Raw genomic sequence first — 17435 nt, 5'->3', positions numbered from 1 at the left:
ATCGGGGATATGAACACTGTCCACCCAAATTCTTTGGATGCAAGCACGCAGTCTGTAGGAGAAGTTGTCGTTTCTATTAAGGACGTCAACTTTTCTTATGCTCCAGGTGAGCGACAGATTTTGTCGGGCCTTAATATGGAGTTTCGTCGCGGCCAAGTGGTCGCAGTGATGGGTGGATCTGGCTGCGGTAAAACTACGATCCTGCGTTTAATTGGCGGTCAATTTACTGCACAATCTGGCCAAGTTTTATTTGAAGGTCAAGACATCGGCAAGATGACTGGCGATCAATTAATGAATGCCCGTCGTCGCATGGGTATGTTATTTCAGTTTGGTGCTTTGTTTACCGACCTCAGCGTTTTTGAAAACGTTGCATTCCCATTACGCGAACATACTGATTTAAGCGAAGAGCTTTTACGCTCCTTAGTATTAATGAAGCTTAACGCAGTTGGCTTACGTGGTGCTCGTGATTTAATGCCATCGCAAATTTCTGGTGGCATGGCAAGGCGTGTTGCTCTTGCTAGAGCAATTGCTTTAGATCCTCCGCTCATCATGTATGACGAGCCTTTTGCAGGCCTAGACCCAATCTCTTTAGGTATTACTGCACGACTAATACGAGATCTCAATAATGCCCTCGGAGCCACGAGTTTATTGGTTACGCACGATGTTGAAGAGACTTTTGAAATTGCTGATTACGTTTACTTCATTGCTAATGGTCGTATTGGTGCACAAGGTACACCCGCTGAATTAAGTCGCTCTACGGATCCTTTTGTTAGACAATTTTTGGATGCTGCACCTGATGGGCCAGTACCTTTCCATTACCCGGGTCAAAGCTTGGCTGAAGATTTTGGAGTGGGTGCGTAATGACTACTTTTCAAAAACTTCTAGATTTATTCGGAGACCTTGGGTTTTTTGTTCGTCGTAATTTGAGTAGTCTTGGGCTTGCTACAAGAATGTTTGTAGCAGTCATTTTGCGTTCAGGATTTTTACTGAAAAGACCTCGCCTCGTCATCGATCAAATCCTCTTTGTTGGGAATCACTCTTTTGTGATCATTGCGGTGTCTGGTTTATTCGTAGGATTTGTATTGGGATTGCAAGGCTACTACACCTTAAATCGCTATGGCTCAGAGCAGGCATTAGGTTTATTGGTGGCACTGTCTTTAACCCGTGAATTAGGACCTGTCATTACTGCTCTTCTATTTGCCGGTCGCGCCGGTACTTCATTAACGGCAGAAATTGGTTTGATGAAAGCCGGCGAGCAGCTCAGCGCAATGGAGATGATGGCTGTTGATCCCTTAGGCAGGGTGATTGCTCCAAGACTGTGGGCTGGCATTATTTCTATGCCAATTTTGGCAACCATCTTTACTGCAGTAGGCGTGATGGGTGGCTATTTTGTAGGCGTTCCTCTGATTGGCGTTGATTCTGGGGCCTTTTGGTCTCAAATGCAGGGTGGTGTAGATCTCTTTGCAGATATCGGAAACGGTTTAATTAAGAGTATGGTCTTTGGTGTGGCAGTGACGTTTATTGCCCTTTATCAGGGTTATGAGGCCAAACCTACGCCTGAGGGCGTATCGCAGGCTACCACTCGGACAGTGGTGATCTCCTCTTTATCGGTTTTAGCATTGGATTTCCTGCTAACCGCAATGATGTTCTCGAACTAGAAAGAATAAACTGGGGCTCTTATGAGAAAAAGTGCAATTGATATTTGGGTAGGAATCTTTGTTGCTATTGGTTTGTTGGCAGCTTTATTTCTAGCTTTAAAGGTTGGCAATATGAATGCAGTGTCATTTGCGCCCACTTATAAAATTTCCGCACGCTTTGACAACATTGGCGGATTAAAACCTCGTGCACCAGTGAAGAGTGCTGGGGTGGTAGTTGGACGTATTGCTAATATTTCTTTTGATGACAAAACTTATCAAGCAACTGTTGTGATGACGATTGAAGATTCTTATAAGTTTCCAAAAGATTCATCAGCAAAGATTTTGACTTCAGGCTTATTGGGCGAGCAATATATTGGCCTTGAAGCTGGCGGCTCAGATGATTTTCTCGCTAATGGTGAAAAAATTACTCAGACCCAATCAGCAATCGTTTTAGAAAACCTCATTAGTCAGTTTCTCTATAACAAGGCAGCAGATAGCGGGCAAGACAAGGGCGCAGCAAGGTAATGCCCTCCCTAGTCAAGTTCATGAGCAGGGCTAGACAATGCGTCTTGTTGTGTATCGTTTCCGTCTTAGTGGGCTGTGCCTCAATCCCTGCGGGAGTTCAGCCTTCACCACAAGATCCCTGGGAGTCATTCAATCGTTCAGTCTTTGAGTTCAATGAAGGTCTTGATGCCTATTTGTTGAAGCCAGTCGTTGCTGGTTATCGTTTTGTTTTGCCTGAATTTGTTCGTGAGGGTATTTATAACTTTTTTAGTAACTACAACGATATCTACACTGCTTTGCAGAATATGTTGCAGGGTAAGCCTGACTTTGCATTTAATGATTTGATGCGTGTAGTGGTCAATACCACTTTTGGCTTGGGTGGATTAATTGATATGGCCACCCCTGGTGGTTTGGAAAAGCACAAGGAAGACTGGGGTCAAACTTTTGGTGTTTGGGGAGTGCCTGCTGGCCCATACGTGGTATTGCCCTTCTTTGGACCAAGTAATGTGCGAGATACTTTTGGTACGGTTGCTGATTTAGAGTCCGATTACTTATTTAGACTTCTCCCGGATGTTGCACTACGTAATAGTCTTACAGCTTTGCGTGTTGTAAATGCTCGCAATACCTATTACGAAGCAGGTGATTTGTTGGATGGGGCTGCGATTGATAAGTACAGCTTTATGCGAGATGCATACATTCAGCGTCGTCAGTATCAAATTAATGAGGGCCGTGATGATCAGGAGCCTACGATGCCGGTTTACCAGAATCCTTACGAGTAAGTGATTTGCTGGAGAGGCTAAAATTAGCCTCAATCTAGACGGAAATAGCGAGATAATTGGATATGAAAAGCTTTAAAAAATTGACCAAGTTTTTGGCAGCGGGTTTGCTTTTAATCTCTGGCGCCGTCTTTGCGCAAACGCCTGATCAAACCACTGCTCCTGATGCGCTCATCAAGATGGTAGTGTCGGATGTCATGTCCTCGGTCAAGGCAGACCCAGATATTCAGAAGGGTAATATTCCCAAGATTGTCGAGTTAGTTGAAAAGAAAATTGTTCCCTATACCGACATGCGTCGTACCACTGAAATGGCGATGGGCCCTAATTGGAAGAAAGCTACCCCTGAGCAACAAAATCAATTGGTGATGGAATTCAAAAACTTATTAATCCGCACTTACTCTGGTGCCTTGAGCCAACTGCGTGATCAGACTGTTCAATTTAAGGCGCTTCGTGCGGCACCAGATGATAAGGAAGTGGTTGTCAAAACTGTTGTCCTTGGTCGTGGAGATCCAGTCCCCTTGGATTACCGCCTAGAGAAAACCGATAAAGGTTGGAAGGTCTACGATATGAACATCATGGGTGTTTGGTTGGTTGAGGCATACCGCAATCAGTTTTCAAATCAGATTAGTCAAAATGGAATTGATGGCCTTGTGAAGTTTTTGCAAGATCGCAATAAGCAGTTAGCCAGTGCTAAGCCAGCGAATTAATCACAACATTCATTTAGACATTTTTCGATGACCTTTTTTTTACCGACAACTGTTACGCAGGAAAATGTTCTGCAGTTAGAAAAAGAAGGCTTGTTGAATTTGGCGAACTTAAGAACGATTGATTGTTCTGCCCTAAAAGATTTTGATTCTACGGTGCTAACTGTTCTGCTGGCATGGCAAAAGAAGCTCCAGGCTGATGGTCAGTCGCTGTCTATAGAGCATGCTCCCGAGAAGCTGAAAGTGTTGGCCAGTGTATATGGCGTATCTGCATTGCTAGGCTTGTAATAGCATGCACCCTGCAATTTCAATTCAAAATATATCCAAGCATTACGGGGCGCTACAGGCTCTAGATCATGTTTCTTTGACCATCGAGCCCGGTGAATTTTTTGGCCTCCTGGGTCCTAATGGTGCTGGCAAAACTACACTGATTTCTATCTTGGCAGGCTTAGTGACGCCAAGCATGGGTCATGCAGCCATTATGGGCGCAGACGTACAAAAGACTTTTCGCGAGGCGCGTCGCATGTTGGGCGTTGTTCCTCAAGAATTGGTATTTGATCCTTTCTTCACTGTTCGTGAAACCTTACGTTTTCAATCTGGTTACTTTGGCATTCGCAATAACGATGCGTGGATTGATGAGATCATCGCTAATCTTGATCTCACAGCAAAGGCTGATAGCAATATGCGTTCTTTGTCGGGCGGCATGAAGCGCCGTGTATTGGTTGCCCAGGCATTAGTACACAGACCACCAGTGATTATTTTAGATGAGCCAACTGCTGGAGTGGATGTAGAGTTACGCCAGTCTTTATGGCAATTCATTAGTAGACTGAATCAAGATGGGCATACGATTGTGTTGACGACACATTACTTAGAAGAGGCTGAAGCCTTGTGTCAGCGCATTGCCATGCTCAAGCAAGGCAAGATTGTTGCGCTTGATACCACCGCTAATCTGTTGGCGCGTTATGGTTCAGTCAAAAAAGATGGTGAAGGTAAGACCGATCTGGAAGAGGTTTTTGTCAACATCATGTCTGGGGGTGCTTTATGAAGCATGGACTCAGTAGACCCCCCTTAGAGTATGGCAGCGGTTTCCCCACATTGCTCCGCAAAGAAATACTGCGCTTTTACAAGGTTGGATTTCAGACTGTAGCTGCACCAGTATTAACAGCCGTTTTATATCTCATGATTTTTGGTCATGTTCTTGAAGGTAGAGAAGTCTATGGCCGTTTGAGTTATACGGCCTTCTTGATACCGGGTTTGGTCATGATGAGTGTTTTGCAAAATGCATTTGCTAATACCTCATCATCTTTAATACAGTCGAAGGTTACTGGCAACCTAGTATTTGTTTTGCTTGCCCCTTTGAGTCATTTCGAATTCTATGCGGCCTATATTTTGGCGGCTGTTTTTCGTGGTGTCGTGGTGGGCTTGGGTGTATTGATTATTACCGCTTGGTATGGCTTGCCAGCAATAGAGCATCCATTATGGATTCTGACTTTTGCATTTTTGGGCGCTGCAATCTTGGGTAGCTTGGGTTTGATTGCTGGCATCTGGGCAGATAAATACGATCAACTGGCTGCTTTTCAGAACTTTGTCATCATGCCTGCCACTATGTTGTCAGGCGTTTTCTACTCGATTCATTCGTTACCACCAGCATGGCAAGTAGTTTCTCATTTCAACCCATTTTTTTACATGATTGATGGCTTCCGTTACGGCTTCTTTGGGGTTTCTGACATTTCTCCATGGAATAGTTTGGTAATCGTGGCCTGTTTCTTTATTGTGGTTTCAGTGATTGCTTTGCGCTTGTTGCAAAAGGGCTATAAGCTCCGCCATTAAGTATTCACATGATTACGTTTTATTAGGAGAGATGGATGTTTCCAACCCCAGAGCAAATTGAGGGCTATATCAAGCAGGGCATCACCTGTACCCACATTCAGGTGGAGGGTGATGGCCAGCATTTTTTTGCAACGATTGTGAGCCCAGATTTTGAGGGTAAGCGTTTAGTGCAACGCCACCAATTGGTATATGGCGCAATGGGCGATCGTATGAAAGCAGAAGTACATGCTTTATCAATTAAGGCTTTTACACCCCAAGAGTTTGCTCAAAACCCTGCAACCTAAATATTAATCACAGACCTACAGTAGTTTTTATTGGAATCGTTTCATGGATAAATTAAGAATGGTTGGCGGCACCCCTCTCAAAGGTGAGGTAGTGATCGCAGGAGCCAAAAATGCAGCTCTGCCAATTCTTTGTGCCTGCCTACTTACCGATCAACCGGTCGTATTGCGTAACGTCCCAGATTTACAGGATGTGCGTACGATGCTCAAGCTCTTGCAAGAAATCGGTATCACAGTCAATTTTCCGGATGCTAGTGATCGTAGTCATTTAGTGCTGAGTGCTGCGGTAATTAAGAGTTCAGAAGCGACCTATGAAATGGTAAAAACCATGCGTGCCTCCATTTTGGTTTTAGGTCCGTTATTAGCCAGAATGCACAGCGCTAAGGTTTCTTTGCCGGGTGGTTGCGCCATTGGTGCTCGGCCTGTGGATCAGCATATTAAAGGCCTAAAGGCCATGGGCGCAAGCATCAAGATTAAGAGCGGCTATATCCAAGCAGAGACAAAGCCACCAACTGATCGCCTCAAGGGCGCATCAATTTTGACTGACATGATTACGGTAACGGGCACAGAGAATTTATTGATGGCTGCTACCTTAGCTTCAGGCACTACCATTTTAGAAAATGCGGCTCGTGAACCAGAGGTTGGCGATCTTGCTGAATTGCTAGTCAAGATGGGCGCAAAGATTTCTGGCATTGGTAGTGATCGCTTGGTGATCGAGGGGGTTGAAAAACTTCATGGTACTGAACATTCTGTGATTCCAGATCGTATTGAGGCAGGTACATTCCTATGTGCAGTTGCTGCTGCAGGCGGCGAGGTGGTGGTGAAGCATTGCCGCCCCGATACTTTAGATGCGGTGATGGTCAAGCTCAAAGAAGCTGGTTTACAAATGGAAGTGGGCCCTGATTGGATTAAAGCTTCTATGCAAGGACGCCCTAAGGCAGTCAGTTTTCGTACTTCAGAGTACCCAGCTTTTCCAACCGATATGCAGGCGCAATTGATGGCTGTGAATGCAGTCGCCGATGGCAGCTCAATGATTACTGAAACCATTTTCGAGAATCGTTTTATGCACGTTCAAGAGTTAAATCGTTTAGGTGCAGATATTGCAATCGAGGGAAATACCGCGATTGCGCAGGGTGTTGAAAAGCTCTCGGGTGCGATTGTGATGGCTACTGACTTACGTGCCTCTGCTAGTTTGGTAATTGCTGGCTTGGCGGCTCAAGGTGAAACTCAGGTTGACCGGATCTACCATTTGGATCGTGGCTACGACCGCATGGAGCATAAATTGACGCTGTTGGGCGCAAAGATTGAGCGCATAAAGTAAGGCTGATGGATAATTAGTCCATGAAATTGACTTTAGCCCTCTCCAAAGGGCGCATCTTCGAAGAGACTGCAGAGATCTTATCCAAGGTCGGTATTGTGCCGAAGGAGGATCCTGAAAAGTCACGCAAGCTCATTATTGAGACTTCAAATCCAGATATTCGCTTGATTATCGTGCGCGCCTCAGATGTACCAACTTATGTGCAATTTGGAGGTGCTGATTTCGGCGTAGCCGGTTTAGATGTGCTGATGGAAAAAGGCACAGACGGCCTTTATGTGCCATATGATCTCAATATTGCCAAGTGCCGCATGTCGGTTGCAGTGCGGGAAGGCTTTGATTATGCGGCAGCAGTGAAGCAAGGCTCTCGTTTAAAGGTTGCTACCAAGTACGTTAATTGCGCACGTGAACACTTTGCTAATAAAGGTGTACATATCGATACGATTCAGCTTTATGGATCTATGGAGCTAGCCCCGCTTGTAGGTTTGGCGGATGCAATTGTGGATTTAGTCTCCACAGGTAATACGCTTAAAGCCAACGGTTTACTTGAAGTTGAGCCAATTGCTGATATCAGCGCGCGTCTGGTGGTAAACCAAGCTTCTTACAAACGCAAGCGTGTGCAACTGCAACCTATTTTTGAATTGCTAAAGTAAGGCGTATTACTTTTCGCTCAAATGTCTGCACAAATCAAAGTCAAGCGCCTCAGCAGCCAAGATGCGGGTTTCAAAGAAACCCTGCTCTCTAGCCTTTCCTTGCCTATGGCTGACGATGAGGCCATTGACGCTTCGGTCGCCAAGATTCTTTTGGCAGTTAAGGAGAATGGCGATTTAGCTGTTTTAGATTTCACGAAACAATTTGATCGTTTAAATGTCGCCAGCGTCTCTGAATTAGAAATCCCAAAAAAAGATTTAGAGCAAGCTTACAAGTCTTTATCTGCAGAGCAAAAGAATGCTTTAGATGTCGCCGCACAAAGAGTGCGCGCATACCACGAGAAGCAAAAGATGGAAGCCGGTTGCCATTCTTGGGAATATGAAGAAGCAGATGGTACGCGCTTAGGTCAAAAAGTGACGCCACTAGATCGCGTCGGAATTTATGTTCCTGGCGGTAAAGCTGCTTACCCATCTTCTGTACTCATGAATGCCATCCCTGCAAAAGTAGCTGGTGTTGAGCAAGTCATTATGGTTGTGCCAACACCGGATGGTTCTCGCAACCCATTAGTGTTAGCTGCCGCCTACTTAGCCGGTGTTGATCGTGTTTTTACTATTGGCGGAGCGCAAGCTGTTGGCGCCCTAGCTTATGGCACGCATACTATTCCATCGGTAGATAAAATTGTTGGGCCCGGTAATGCGTATGTTGCTGCCGCAAAGCGCAGAGTATTTGGAATTGTCGGCATCGACATGATTGCTGGCCCCTCGGAAATTTTAGTGCTTTGCGATGGCTCCAGTAATCCCGATTGGATTGCAATGGATCTATTTTCTCAGGCAGAGCATGATGAGCAGGCCCAATCGATTTTGCTTTGTCCTGATGCTGCATTTATTGAGCAAGTACAAGCCAGTATCAATAAGCTGCTATCAGAGATGCCAAGAGCCAAAGTCATTGAAGCATCTTTGACGAATCGTGCCTTATTAATTCAGGTAAAAGATATGAGCGAAGCTTGCGAGATTGCTAATGCGATCGCTGCAGAGCACTTAGAGATTTGTGCAGCAGATCCACGTAAGTGGGCAGAGAAGATTCGCCATGCTGGTGCGATCTTTATGGGTAATTACACCAGTGAGTCCCTTGGGGATTACTGTGCTGGACCAAATCACGTCCTGCCAACTGCACGCACAGCACGTTTCTCATCACCGTTGGGTGTGTATGATTTTATTAAGCGCTCCAGCATGATTGAAGTAAGCGAAGCTGGGGCTCAGGCCTTAGGTTCAGTCGCTAGCACTCTGGCTCATGGAGAGGGCTTGCAAGCCCATGCACGCGCTGCTGAGATGCGGCTTAAAAAGTAACTCAAAAATCAATTCGATTTAAATTACGCGAGGATTTCTTTTAAAGCGGCGACGAGTTCGCCGCTTTGTTCATCTGTGCCAATCGTAATGCGTAAGAAATTTTCTATACGTGGCAATTTAAAGTGGCGCACGATGATGCCGCGATCTCGCAAAGCTTGGTAGAGCTTTTCCCCGGCATACTCTGGGTGGCGAGTGAAGATAAAGTTTGCAGTTGACGGAAGCGTTTCAAAGCCTAAATCTTTTAAATCTCCGACTAATTTACTGCGAGTTTGCATGACTTTTGCAGAGGTCATTTCAAGATGCGCTTGATCTTCAATTGCAGCGATGGCGCCTGCTTGTGCAAGGCGACCAAGAGGGTAGGAGTTAAAGCTATTCTTGACCCGCTCTAAGCCTTCAATCAAGGTTGGGTGACCAACTGCAAAACCAACACGTAAGCCAGCAAGCGCCCTTGATTTTGAGAGTGTGTGCACTACAAGAAGGTTTTCTGGGCAAGCTGTCCCGCGCAATAAGGGAATACAAGACTCCGTGCCGTAATCGACATAAGCTTCATCAATGACAACTACGGAATCTTTATTTTGAGAAAGTAAAGATTCAATTTCAGAGCGTGCGATGGATCTGCCAGTGGGTGCATTTGGATTCGGGAAAATAATTCCTCCGTTGGGAGCTTTGTAGTTCCCTAAATTGATCTCAAACTCTTCTCCAAGTGGCACCGCCTTGTAGTCAATTTCAAATAGCTTGCAGTAGACCGGATAAAAGCTGTAAGTGATATCTGGAAAGTGAACTGGTTTGCTATGTTTGAGTAGACCAGCAAAAACATGAGCTAGAACTTCATCTGAGCCATTTCCTAAAAACACTTGGTTTGGGTTTAGATCATGCAATTTAGCAATGGCTTGTTTGAGTGCAGCGCCCTCTGGATCGGGGTAAAGGCGTAAATCTTCGTTATTCTGGGCATCAATTGCAGCTAGAGCTTTGGGCGAGGGTCCATAAGGACTTTCGTTGGTATTGAGCTTTACCAGCCGCTGCATTTGCGGCTGCTCCCCAGGGACATAAGGGGTTAAGGTTTGAACAACAGGGCTCCAAAAACGGCTCATTAGGGTACTCGGCTCAAAAATCAGAAAGAAAGTGAAGCAATATCTGCATTTATAAATCTTCTAGGAATGATATTATGAGGCTTCAATCAACACTTCGCCTCGCGGCGCAATGAAGCATGCGGCAAGCCGACGTTACCCGAAACACTTCGGAAACCAAAATTCAAATTTCCATCAATTTAGATGGTACTGGTAAGGCTGAGCTGGCCTCCGGTGTCCCTTTTCTGGATCATATGCTCGATCAGATTGCCCGTCACGGCATGATTGATCTCAAAGTGGTTGCCAATGGCGATACCCATATTGATGATCACCACACTGTTGAAGATGTGGGAATTACTTTGGGCCAGGCTTTTGCTAAGGCCGTTGGCGATAAAGCGGGTATTACCCGTTATGGCCACTCCTATGTTCCTTTGGATGAAACCCTGTCTCGTGTTGTGATCGATTTCTCTGGTCGCCCAGGTTTAGAGTTCAACGTACCGTTTACTCGCGCTCGAGTGGGTGACTTTGATGTTGATCTCAGTATTGAGTTCTTCCGTGGTTTTGTGAATCACGCCGGAGTAACTTTGCATATCGATAATTTGCGTGGCATTAATGCGCACCATCAGATTGAAACCGTGTTCAAGGCCTTTGGCCGCGCTTTACGTATGGCTTTGGCTATTGACCCACGGGCATCTGGTGCCGTTCCTTCAACTAAAGGCAGTCTCTAATTTAGACACTCATAGTTGCTCTGTAGATAACAGCGAAAGATAAGCTAAATTGGCGCAAACTATTGCGATCGTTGATTATGGAATGGGTAATCTCCGTTCCGTATATCAAGCATTTCATCATGTAGCTCCTGATGACAATGTCTTGATTGCACACAAGCCCGAAGAAATTCTCTCTGCAAATCGTGTTGTCTTACCTGGTCAAGGTGCAATGCCGGATTGTATGAAGCATCTTGAGGAGTCGGGTTTATTACAAGCTCTGTTAGAGGCATCCAAAAACAAACCCCTACTTGGAGTATGTGTAGGCGAGCAGATGCTGTTTGATCAAAGTGCTGAAGTGCGAGCGGCACAAAAGAGTCAGTGGACACCGTGTCTGGGACTGATTCCCGGCGAAGTACGCCGTTTTGAGTTAGCCGGCAAGAAACAGACTGATGGCTCAGCATATAAAGTCCCGCATATGGGGTGGAACCAGGTCCGCCAAGACTCTAAGCACCCCTTATGGAGCGGTATTCCTGACTTAAGCAGCTTTTATTTTGTCCACAGCTACTATGTTGTGCCGCAGCGCAAAGAAGATATTGCAGGCTCTACAGAGTACGGGGATTGGTTTACTTCTGCGGTGGCGCGAGATAATATTTTCGCTACACAATTTCATCCAGAAAAAAGTGCAGAATACGGATTAAAGCTTTATCAAAATTTTGTTTCTTGGCAACCTTAATACTTTTAACCTTTAGATATGCTGCTGATTCCTGCAATTGATCTCAAAGATGGCCACTGTGTTCGACTTGAACAAGGTGATATGGATAAAGCTACAGTTTTCTCTGAAGATCCTGGTGCGATGGCAGCACACTGGATTAGTAAGGGTGCGCGTCGCTTGCACCTAGTCGATCTCAACGGTGCATTTGCAGGCAAACTCAAAAATGAATCTGCCATTAAATCGATTCTCAAAGCAGTTGGAGATGAGATACCCGTTCAATTGGGTGGAGGTATTCGTGATCTTGAAACTATTGAGCGTTTATTAGATGACGGTATTAGCACGGTAATTATTGGCACTGCTGCAGTGAAGAATCCAGGTTTTGTGCAAGATGCTTGTACTGCATTTCCTGGCCATGTGATGGTTGGTTTGGATGCTCGCGATGGCAAGGTGGCTACAGATGGTTGGAGCAAGATTACCGGCCATGAAGTGATTGATCTTGCTAAGAAGTTTGAAGACTGGGGCGTTGAAGCCATTATCTATACCGACATTGGGCGTGATGGCATGCTCAAGGGTGTCAATATTGATGCCACTATTAAGCTGGCGCAGGCTATTCGTATTCCAGTCATTGCTAGCGGTGGCCTCTCGAACAACAAAGATATTGAGGCTCTCTGTAAAGCAGAGGAGGAGGGTGTGATGGGCGTTATTGCTGGCCGCTCTATCTATGCCGGAGATCTTGATCTTGCAGTAGCTCAAAAGTATGCGGATGAGTTAACTCTGAAGTACATGAAGAAAATTATCTAGTGTTAACAAAACGCATTATTCCTTGCCTTGATGTCACTGCAGGGCGCGTTGTTAAGGGTGTGAATTTCGTTGGCTTGCGCGATGCAGGTGATCCTGTAGAAATCGCTAAACGTTATGACACTCAAGGTGCCGATGAGCTTACATTCTTAGATATTACTGCTACATCTGATGGCCGCGATCTGATTTTGCACATCATTGAAGATGTGGCTTCCCAAGTATTTATTCCTCTCACCGTTGGCGGCGGTGTGCGCGCTGTTGCTGATGTACGTCGCTTACTCAATGCTGGCGCAGATAAAGTGAGTATGAATTCTTCAGCAGTAGCCAATCCTGATTTAGTTTCAGATGCTGCTGCTTATTACGGCTCACAATGTATTGTGGTTGCGATTGATGCTAAACAAACTCCTTCTGGTAATTGGGAGGTATTTACCCATGGCGGTAGAACAGCCACAGGTATTGATGTCGTAGAGTGGGCCAGTGAAGTAGCTAAACGTGGCGCCGGTGAAATTTTGCTGACCAGCATGAATCGCGATGGCAGCAAAGATGGCTTCGATTTAGCTTTAACGGCGGCTGTGAGCGATCTAGTCTCTGTACCAGTAATTGCATCTGGTGGCGTTGGTAATTTGCAGCATTTGGTCGATGGGATTACCAAAGGCCATGCGGATGCCGTATTAGCGGCCAGTATTTTTCATTATGGCGAGTTCACTGTAGGGCAGGCAAAAGAATATATGGCCGCCCAAGGAATTCCGGTTCGGATTTAGCCTGTCTTCCAAGATTCGCTGTAAAGTTTAGGTATGACGCAATACCCAGATAAACCTCAGAGCACATTCACTCCAATTCAGTCTTTGCAAGCTGGCGCTTGGCTTGATGCTGTGGCATGGAATGAACACGGTTTGGTGCCTGCAATTGCACAAGAGGTCGGCAGTAAAGATGTTTTGATGATGGCCTGGATGAATCGTGACGCTTTGTTGGCAACCTTACGTTCTGGTGAGGCTGTCTATTGGACGCGTTCTAGACAAAAGCTTTGGCACAAAGGCGAAGAATCTGGCCATATCCAGAAAGTAAAAGAAATTCGTTTGGATTGTGATGGCGATACGATTTTGCTCATGGTTGAGCAAAAAGATAGCATTGCCTGTCACACTGGTGAGCACAGCTGTTTCTTTTTTCAGTGGGACTCTGTTAAATCTGCTTGGGTTGATGAGTCTGCGAAGTAGGCTTGCCCAATAAAAGACATAAAATAATCGAATGACTAGCTCTACGAATAAACCTTCTAATTTGGATTCTGCATTCGCGCATTTAGCCGATGTCGTGGATCAACGTCGTGATGCTTTTAAGGCAGGACAAGCCGATCCCAAGACCTCCTATACTGCTTTGCTCTTTTCAAAGGGTGATGATGGAATTTTGAAAAAGATTGGTGAAGAGGCAACCGAGGCAGTCATGGCTGCTAAAGATGCCCGAAGTGCGAACTTGGCTCCTGAGCAGCAAAAGTTGCTGGTAGCCGAAATGGCAGACCTTTGGTTCCACTGTTTGATTGCCTTGTCACAATTTAACTTGCGACCTGAAGATGTGATTACTGAGCTAGATCGCCGCTTGGGCACCTCTGGAATCGAAGAAAAGGCAGCCAGAAAAGCCGCTGGTAAGGAATAAATACCCATGTCGCATGATCCAAATTGCCTGTTTTGCAAGATTTCACAAGGTTTGATCCCATCTCAAAAGGTCTATGAGGATGAGGAAATCTACGCTTTTAAAGATATCAATCCAGCCGCACCAGTGCATTTTTTGATGATTCCCAAGAAACATATACCCATGTTGGAGTCAGCAGAAAGCATTGATGCCCCATTGCTGGGTAGAATGATGGAATTAGCACCGCGTCTTGCCAAAGAGCAAGGCTGTCGTCCCGGCAAGGATGGTGGCTTTCGTTTGATGGTGAATAATGGTGCAGATGGAGGGCAGGAGGTTTATCACTTGCATTTGCATGTGATGGGCGGTCCGCGCCCCTGGAAAAAATAATCCAAGGAGATTCAAAATGGGCTCATTTAGCATTTGGCATTGGTTAATTGTTTTGGTCATCGTGATGTTGGTATTTGGTACCAAGAAATTACGCAATATCGGCCAAGATTTGGGTGGTGCTGTTAAAGGTTTTAAAGATGGCATGAAGCCAGGCGATGAACCTAAAGAGCAAATCCAGCAAGCTGCTGCAACAACAGAAAAAACTGTTGATGTGCACGCCAAAGACATTAACAAGTGATTCTTGTTAGCGCAATAGAAATCCATGTGGTTTTTAGAAGACTGCTTCAATGATTGATCTTGGAGTTTCAAAACTTGCGCTTATTGCAGTAGTTGCTTTAATCGTAGTGGGTCCAGAGCGCCTACCAAAAATTGCTCGTATGGCGGGTAATTTATTTGGTCGTGCACAGCGCTACATGGCCGACATTAAATCTGAAGTTAATCGCCAGATGGAAGTAGAGGAATTTAAAAAGTTCCGGGAAGAAAGCGCTTCCGCCTTCAAGGAAGTTGAGAACAGTATCAACTCCACTGTTCAAGAAGCTAATACCAATCTGAGCGATCAGGCCGATATTTTCGAAACCAGTTTTGAGAAGCTACCGCTTGATGAGAGGGCGGTATGGGATAAGACCAAGCGTCAAGGTCGCAATAGCTGGGGCGTTAGGCGTGCAGCCAGACCGGTCTGGTTTAAACGCTCAGCCGGCGTGCGCACACGAGTTCAATCGGGCGCCGCCAGGATGAAACGCTTTCATCACAGCGCTATCAAATAAATAAAACAAGAATAAAAATACTTTCGCATGTCAGAAAATCATTCCACTGAAGAGTCAGGTTTACAAGAATCTTTTCTCTCGCATTTATTTGAATTGCGTGATCGTGTTATCAAAGCAGCTTTAGCAATTATTGTTGTCTTTGTTTGCCTGGTCTATTGGGCGCCTGATATTTTTCATTTATTTTCACAACCTTTGCTAGATTCATTACCAGCAGGGGGCAAGATGATTGTGACGGATGTCACCGGTTCATTCTTTGTTCCGATGAAAGTCACCATGCTGGTGGCATTTTTGATTGCATTACCCGTGGTGATTTATCAATTATGGGCTTTTATTGCGCCAGGCTTATATCAACATGAGCGTAAGCTGGTGGTTCCATTGGTGGTGAGTAGTTACAGCTTATTTATTTTTGGTATGGCCTTTGCTTACTTCTTGGTATTCCCGACCGTGTTTAATTTCATGGCTAGCTACAACGCACCATTGGGCGCTGAGATGTCTACAGATATCGATAAGTACCTGAGCTTTGCCATGAATACTTTTTTAGCCTTCGGTATTACGTTTGAGGTACCAGTAGTAGTGGTTGTTCTTGTGCGTATGGGTATTGTGCCTTTGGCTAAGCTGAAAGAAATTCGCCCCTACGTTATTGTGGGCGCCTTTGTGATTTCTGCAGTCGTGACCCCGCCCGATGTTCTATCCCAATTGCTCTTGGCGGTTCCGATGACTTTGCTCTATGAGCTGGGCTTATTTATTGCACGCTTCTATACGCCTAAACCTGCAGATGATGAGGCTGCTAAAGAAGATCAAGCTAGTTCAGCGTCAGTCTGATTTTTAGATTTTTTAGAAAAAGTATCTGTTAGCCAATTAGTAACGCGATCAAAGCGATAGCGTCTTTGTCGGAGGTTACCTTCAATATCCAGTTCGGCACCAGCAAACGCCTTGCCTGCGGCCAAAAGAGTGCGACGTTGTTGAATCGTATCAATCTGAATCAGTCGCGGCAAAATCTTCGGTAATTCCCAGCGAATATCAACCGCTACACAGTGTTCATGTTGTAGCTGACCTACTTCGCAAAGCAGTAACTCTGCTTTACTAAAGTTAAATTGATTGGCAATGACGATGCGATGGCACAGTAACAACCAATCTTCATCTAATTTATGTTCAGCATGATGATTAATAGCACGCTCAGCATATTGCGCTAGCTCAAACCATTCATTGGATTTGGGGTCCGGGCAGCTTTCTAAAATTTTGCTGAGTAAATCTTTGGCCTCTACTACACCTTGCTGATGCGCTTGCCAGACCCAATATGATGCTTGCAAGCCACGCACCTTTTCTTCAGACTTTTCGCGCTTACGCCATAGATTGGCACCTTTGCGTAGTTGTGCTTCTGCGTGCCCTAAGTCAGCAGCACGATCAAAGCAGCGATCGCTTTCTGAGGCGTTATATCCTGAGAATTGAGGGCGGCGATAAATTTCACCTAATGCATACCAAGCATCACGATCCCCATCTTTGGCTGCGAGCTCTAGCCAGTAAGCCGCTTTTTTAAGCGAAGCGTTAGATTTGTTATCACCGCCATCTAATTGAGCGAGACGCAATCCCAAAGTCAGCTTTGCAATAGTGAGCCCAACTTCTGCCGCTTGCAAAAGAGCGGCTTCATTTTTCTCCTCAAGCCAAGCGCCCCATAAAGTGGAAAGAGCCTCATTTTTGGGTTGTAGCTTGATGAGTAATTCTCTAGCAGAGCTTGTGTATGGCGAATCGATTTTAGAAAGTTCTTCTAGGTATTCTTTGGCAAGTTTTTGAAGACCAATAAAATCGATACCGACTATTTTTTCAACGGAGGGTGAAATCACTGTTTTATCCACCCAATCGCCAAGTTGAGTTTGAGTCTCTTGATAGGCCGGGTTAATTAGAAGATTAGCGAGCTGCCATTTGGCGGCCAGGCTAGAGGTATCCTGAACTGTTTTTTCAGCCACCTCCCAGAACGACCCCCAGCCAAAGCTAAATGCAGGTGAATTGAAAGTCTCCACTAGGGGAATGCTGGCAACTTGATCTAAAAGACCAGAAATTTCATCTTGAATTGAAGCAGACCCCTCAAGCCCTTGATTTATAATAGAAAAATAGGATTTTTCGAACCAAATCAAGGCATTAGTTGGCTGAATTGGAGTTTTAAATGCCCCAGTCATATAGGCCTGTGCTAACTTTTGTTGCGCTAATACATCACCCAAACGGGCTGAACTGAGGATTTTTAGGAATTCGCGACTTGCCATATGACAATTTTGGCAGCTGAGGCCCATAAAGGACAGAAAACAAAGGCCTTGTTGCCGAGATACAACGAAGAAAGC

The 17435-nt window shown here is 45.3% G+C and carries 24 protein-coding genes; 22 read left to right on the top strand and 2 right to left on the bottom strand.

Features of this window, described 5'->3' with window-relative positions; all coding sequences use genetic code 11:
- The first annotated feature begins 9 nt into the window (after positions 1-9).
- The 12 genes from ICN17_RS02555 (at position 10) to hisD (ending at position 9044) form a co-directional block, all read left to right on the top strand.
- Positions 10-861 carry an ABC transporter ATP-binding protein gene (locus ICN17_RS02555; RefSeq protein ID WP_216236045.1) on the top strand — a complete coding sequence of 284 codons (852 nt, stop codon included), beginning with the start codon at positions 10-12 and terminating at the stop codon, positions 859-861.
- Entirely contained in the window at positions 861-1658 is a 798-nt protein-coding gene (gene mlaE / locus ICN17_RS02550) for a lipid asymmetry maintenance ABC transporter permease subunit MlaE (RefSeq protein ID WP_216236044.1), read from the top strand. The genes ICN17_RS02555 and mlaE overlap by 1 nt, the downstream gene beginning before the upstream one ends.
- A 21-nt stretch (positions 1659-1679) precedes the next feature.
- A complete protein-coding gene (mlaD, locus tag ICN17_RS02545) occupies positions 1680-2162 on the top strand; it encodes an outer membrane lipid asymmetry maintenance protein MlaD (protein WP_216236043.1) in 483 nt (160 codons plus the stop codon).
- A complete protein-coding gene (locus ICN17_RS02540) occupies positions 2162-2920 on the top strand; it encodes a VacJ family lipoprotein (RefSeq protein ID WP_255538253.1) in 759 nt (252 codons plus the stop codon). The genes mlaD and ICN17_RS02540 overlap by 1 nt, the downstream gene beginning before the upstream one ends.
- A 62-nt stretch (positions 2921-2982) precedes the next feature.
- Complete coding sequence (locus ICN17_RS02535) at positions 2983-3624, top strand: phospholipid-binding protein MlaC (RefSeq protein ID WP_216236042.1); 642 nt, start codon at positions 2983-2985, stop codon at positions 3622-3624.
- Between the two features lie 27 nt (positions 3625-3651).
- Positions 3652-3909: a lipid asymmetry maintenance protein MlaB gene (locus ICN17_RS02530; protein ID WP_216236041.1), complete on the top strand. Its 258-nt coding sequence runs from the start codon at positions 3652-3654 to the stop codon at positions 3907-3909.
- 4 nt (positions 3910-3913) lie between these two features.
- Positions 3914-4666 (top strand): ABC transporter ATP-binding protein, encoded by a 753-nt coding sequence (locus ICN17_RS02525; protein WP_216236040.1) that lies wholly within the window; start codon positions 3914-3916, stop codon positions 4664-4666.
- Positions 4663-5451 (top strand): ABC transporter permease, encoded by a 789-nt coding sequence (locus ICN17_RS02520; protein WP_216236039.1) that lies wholly within the window; start codon positions 4663-4665, stop codon positions 5449-5451. The genes ICN17_RS02525 and ICN17_RS02520 overlap by 4 nt, the downstream gene beginning before the upstream one ends.
- Positions 5452-5486: 35 nt before the next feature.
- Positions 5487-5735 carry a BolA family protein gene (locus tag ICN17_RS02515; protein ID WP_216236038.1) on the top strand — a complete coding sequence of 83 codons (249 nt, stop codon included), beginning with the start codon at positions 5487-5489 and terminating at the stop codon, positions 5733-5735.
- A gap of 43 nt (positions 5736-5778) precedes the next feature.
- Positions 5779-7053: a UDP-N-acetylglucosamine 1-carboxyvinyltransferase gene (gene murA, locus ICN17_RS02510; RefSeq protein ID WP_216236037.1), complete on the top strand. Its 1275-nt coding sequence runs from the start codon at positions 5779-5781 to the stop codon at positions 7051-7053.
- A gap of 20 nt (positions 7054-7073) precedes the next feature.
- On the top strand, positions 7074-7700 hold the full coding sequence (gene hisG / locus ICN17_RS02505) for an ATP phosphoribosyltransferase (RefSeq protein ID WP_216236036.1): 627 nt from the start codon (positions 7074-7076) through the stop codon (positions 7698-7700).
- 21 nt (positions 7701-7721) lie between these two features.
- Complete coding sequence (hisD, locus tag ICN17_RS02500) at positions 7722-9044, top strand: histidinol dehydrogenase (RefSeq protein ID WP_216236035.1); 1323 nt, start codon at positions 7722-7724, stop codon at positions 9042-9044.
- 23 nt (positions 9045-9067) lie between these two features.
- Here hisD and hisC read toward each other — a convergent pair whose 3' ends face one another.
- The gene (hisC, locus tag ICN17_RS02495) at positions 9068-10135 is read right to left on the bottom strand and encodes a histidinol-phosphate transaminase (protein ID WP_216236034.1); all 1068 of its coding nucleotides are present in this window, start codon (positions 10133-10135) and stop codon (positions 9068-9070) included.
- A gap of 116 nt (positions 10136-10251) precedes the next feature.
- Here hisC and hisB point away from each other — a divergent pair, with 116 nt between their 5' ends.
- Genes hisB through tatC form a run of 10 tightly spaced genes read left to right on the top strand, consistent with a single transcriptional unit; the run spans position 10252 to position 15924 of the window.
- Entirely contained in the window at positions 10252-10839 is a 588-nt protein-coding gene (gene hisB / locus ICN17_RS02490) for an imidazoleglycerol-phosphate dehydratase HisB (RefSeq protein WP_215376713.1), read from the top strand.
- Between the two features lie 49 nt (positions 10840-10888).
- On the top strand, positions 10889-11551 hold the full coding sequence (gene hisH, locus ICN17_RS02485; protein ID WP_216236033.1) for an imidazole glycerol phosphate synthase subunit HisH: 663 nt from the start codon (positions 10889-10891) through the stop codon (positions 11549-11551).
- An 18-nt stretch (positions 11552-11569) separates the two neighbouring features.
- A complete protein-coding gene (gene hisA / locus ICN17_RS02480) occupies positions 11570-12331 on the top strand; it encodes a 1-(5-phosphoribosyl)-5-[(5-phosphoribosylamino)methylideneamino]imidazole-4-carboxamide isomerase (protein WP_216236032.1) in 762 nt (253 codons plus the stop codon).
- On the top strand, positions 12331-13089 hold the full coding sequence (gene hisF, locus ICN17_RS02475) for an imidazole glycerol phosphate synthase subunit HisF (protein ID WP_216236031.1): 759 nt from the start codon (positions 12331-12333) through the stop codon (positions 13087-13089). Before hisA ends, hisF begins: the two co-directional genes overlap by 1 nt.
- 33 nt (positions 13090-13122) lie before the next feature.
- A complete protein-coding gene (gene hisI / locus ICN17_RS02470; RefSeq protein WP_370625937.1) occupies positions 13123-13542 on the top strand; it encodes a phosphoribosyl-AMP cyclohydrolase in 420 nt (139 codons plus the stop codon).
- Positions 13543-13573: 31 nt separating this feature from the next.
- Positions 13574-13975, top strand: a complete 402-nt coding sequence (locus tag ICN17_RS02465) for a phosphoribosyl-ATP diphosphatase (protein WP_216236030.1) — start codon at positions 13574-13576, stop codon at positions 13973-13975.
- Positions 13976-13981: 6 nt separating this feature from the next.
- A complete protein-coding gene (locus ICN17_RS02460; protein ID WP_215374785.1) occupies positions 13982-14338 on the top strand; it encodes a histidine triad nucleotide-binding protein in 357 nt (118 codons plus the stop codon).
- 16 nt (positions 14339-14354) lie between these two features.
- Positions 14355-14576: a Sec-independent protein translocase subunit TatA gene (gene tatA / locus ICN17_RS02455; RefSeq protein WP_087908848.1), complete on the top strand. Its 222-nt coding sequence runs from the start codon at positions 14355-14357 to the stop codon at positions 14574-14576.
- 49 nt (positions 14577-14625) lie between these two features.
- Positions 14626-15102: a Sec-independent protein translocase protein TatB gene (gene tatB / locus ICN17_RS02450; protein ID WP_216236029.1), complete on the top strand. Its 477-nt coding sequence runs from the start codon at positions 14626-14628 to the stop codon at positions 15100-15102.
- Positions 15103-15129: 27 nt separating this feature from the next.
- Positions 15130-15924, top strand: coding sequence for a twin-arginine translocase subunit TatC (tatC, locus tag ICN17_RS02445; RefSeq protein ID WP_216236028.1), 795 nt, complete (start codon positions 15130-15132; stop codon positions 15922-15924).
- Here tatC and ICN17_RS02440 read toward each other — a convergent pair.
- The gene (locus ICN17_RS02440) at positions 15900-17360 is read right to left on the bottom strand and encodes a tetratricopeptide repeat protein (RefSeq protein WP_216236027.1); all 1461 of its coding nucleotides are present in this window, start codon (positions 17358-17360) and stop codon (positions 15900-15902) included. The genes tatC and ICN17_RS02440 overlap by 25 nt on opposite strands.
- Between the last annotated feature and the right edge of the window lie 75 nt (positions 17361-17435).

Source organism: Polynucleobacter sp. 73C-SIWE (genome assembly GCF_018882465.1).
Classification (GTDB): domain Bacteria; phylum Pseudomonadota; class Gammaproteobacteria; order Burkholderiales; family Burkholderiaceae; genus Polynucleobacter.
The sequence above is the reverse complement of the archived record's forward strand: the minus strand, read 5'-3'. Positions and strand labels throughout refer to the sequence as shown.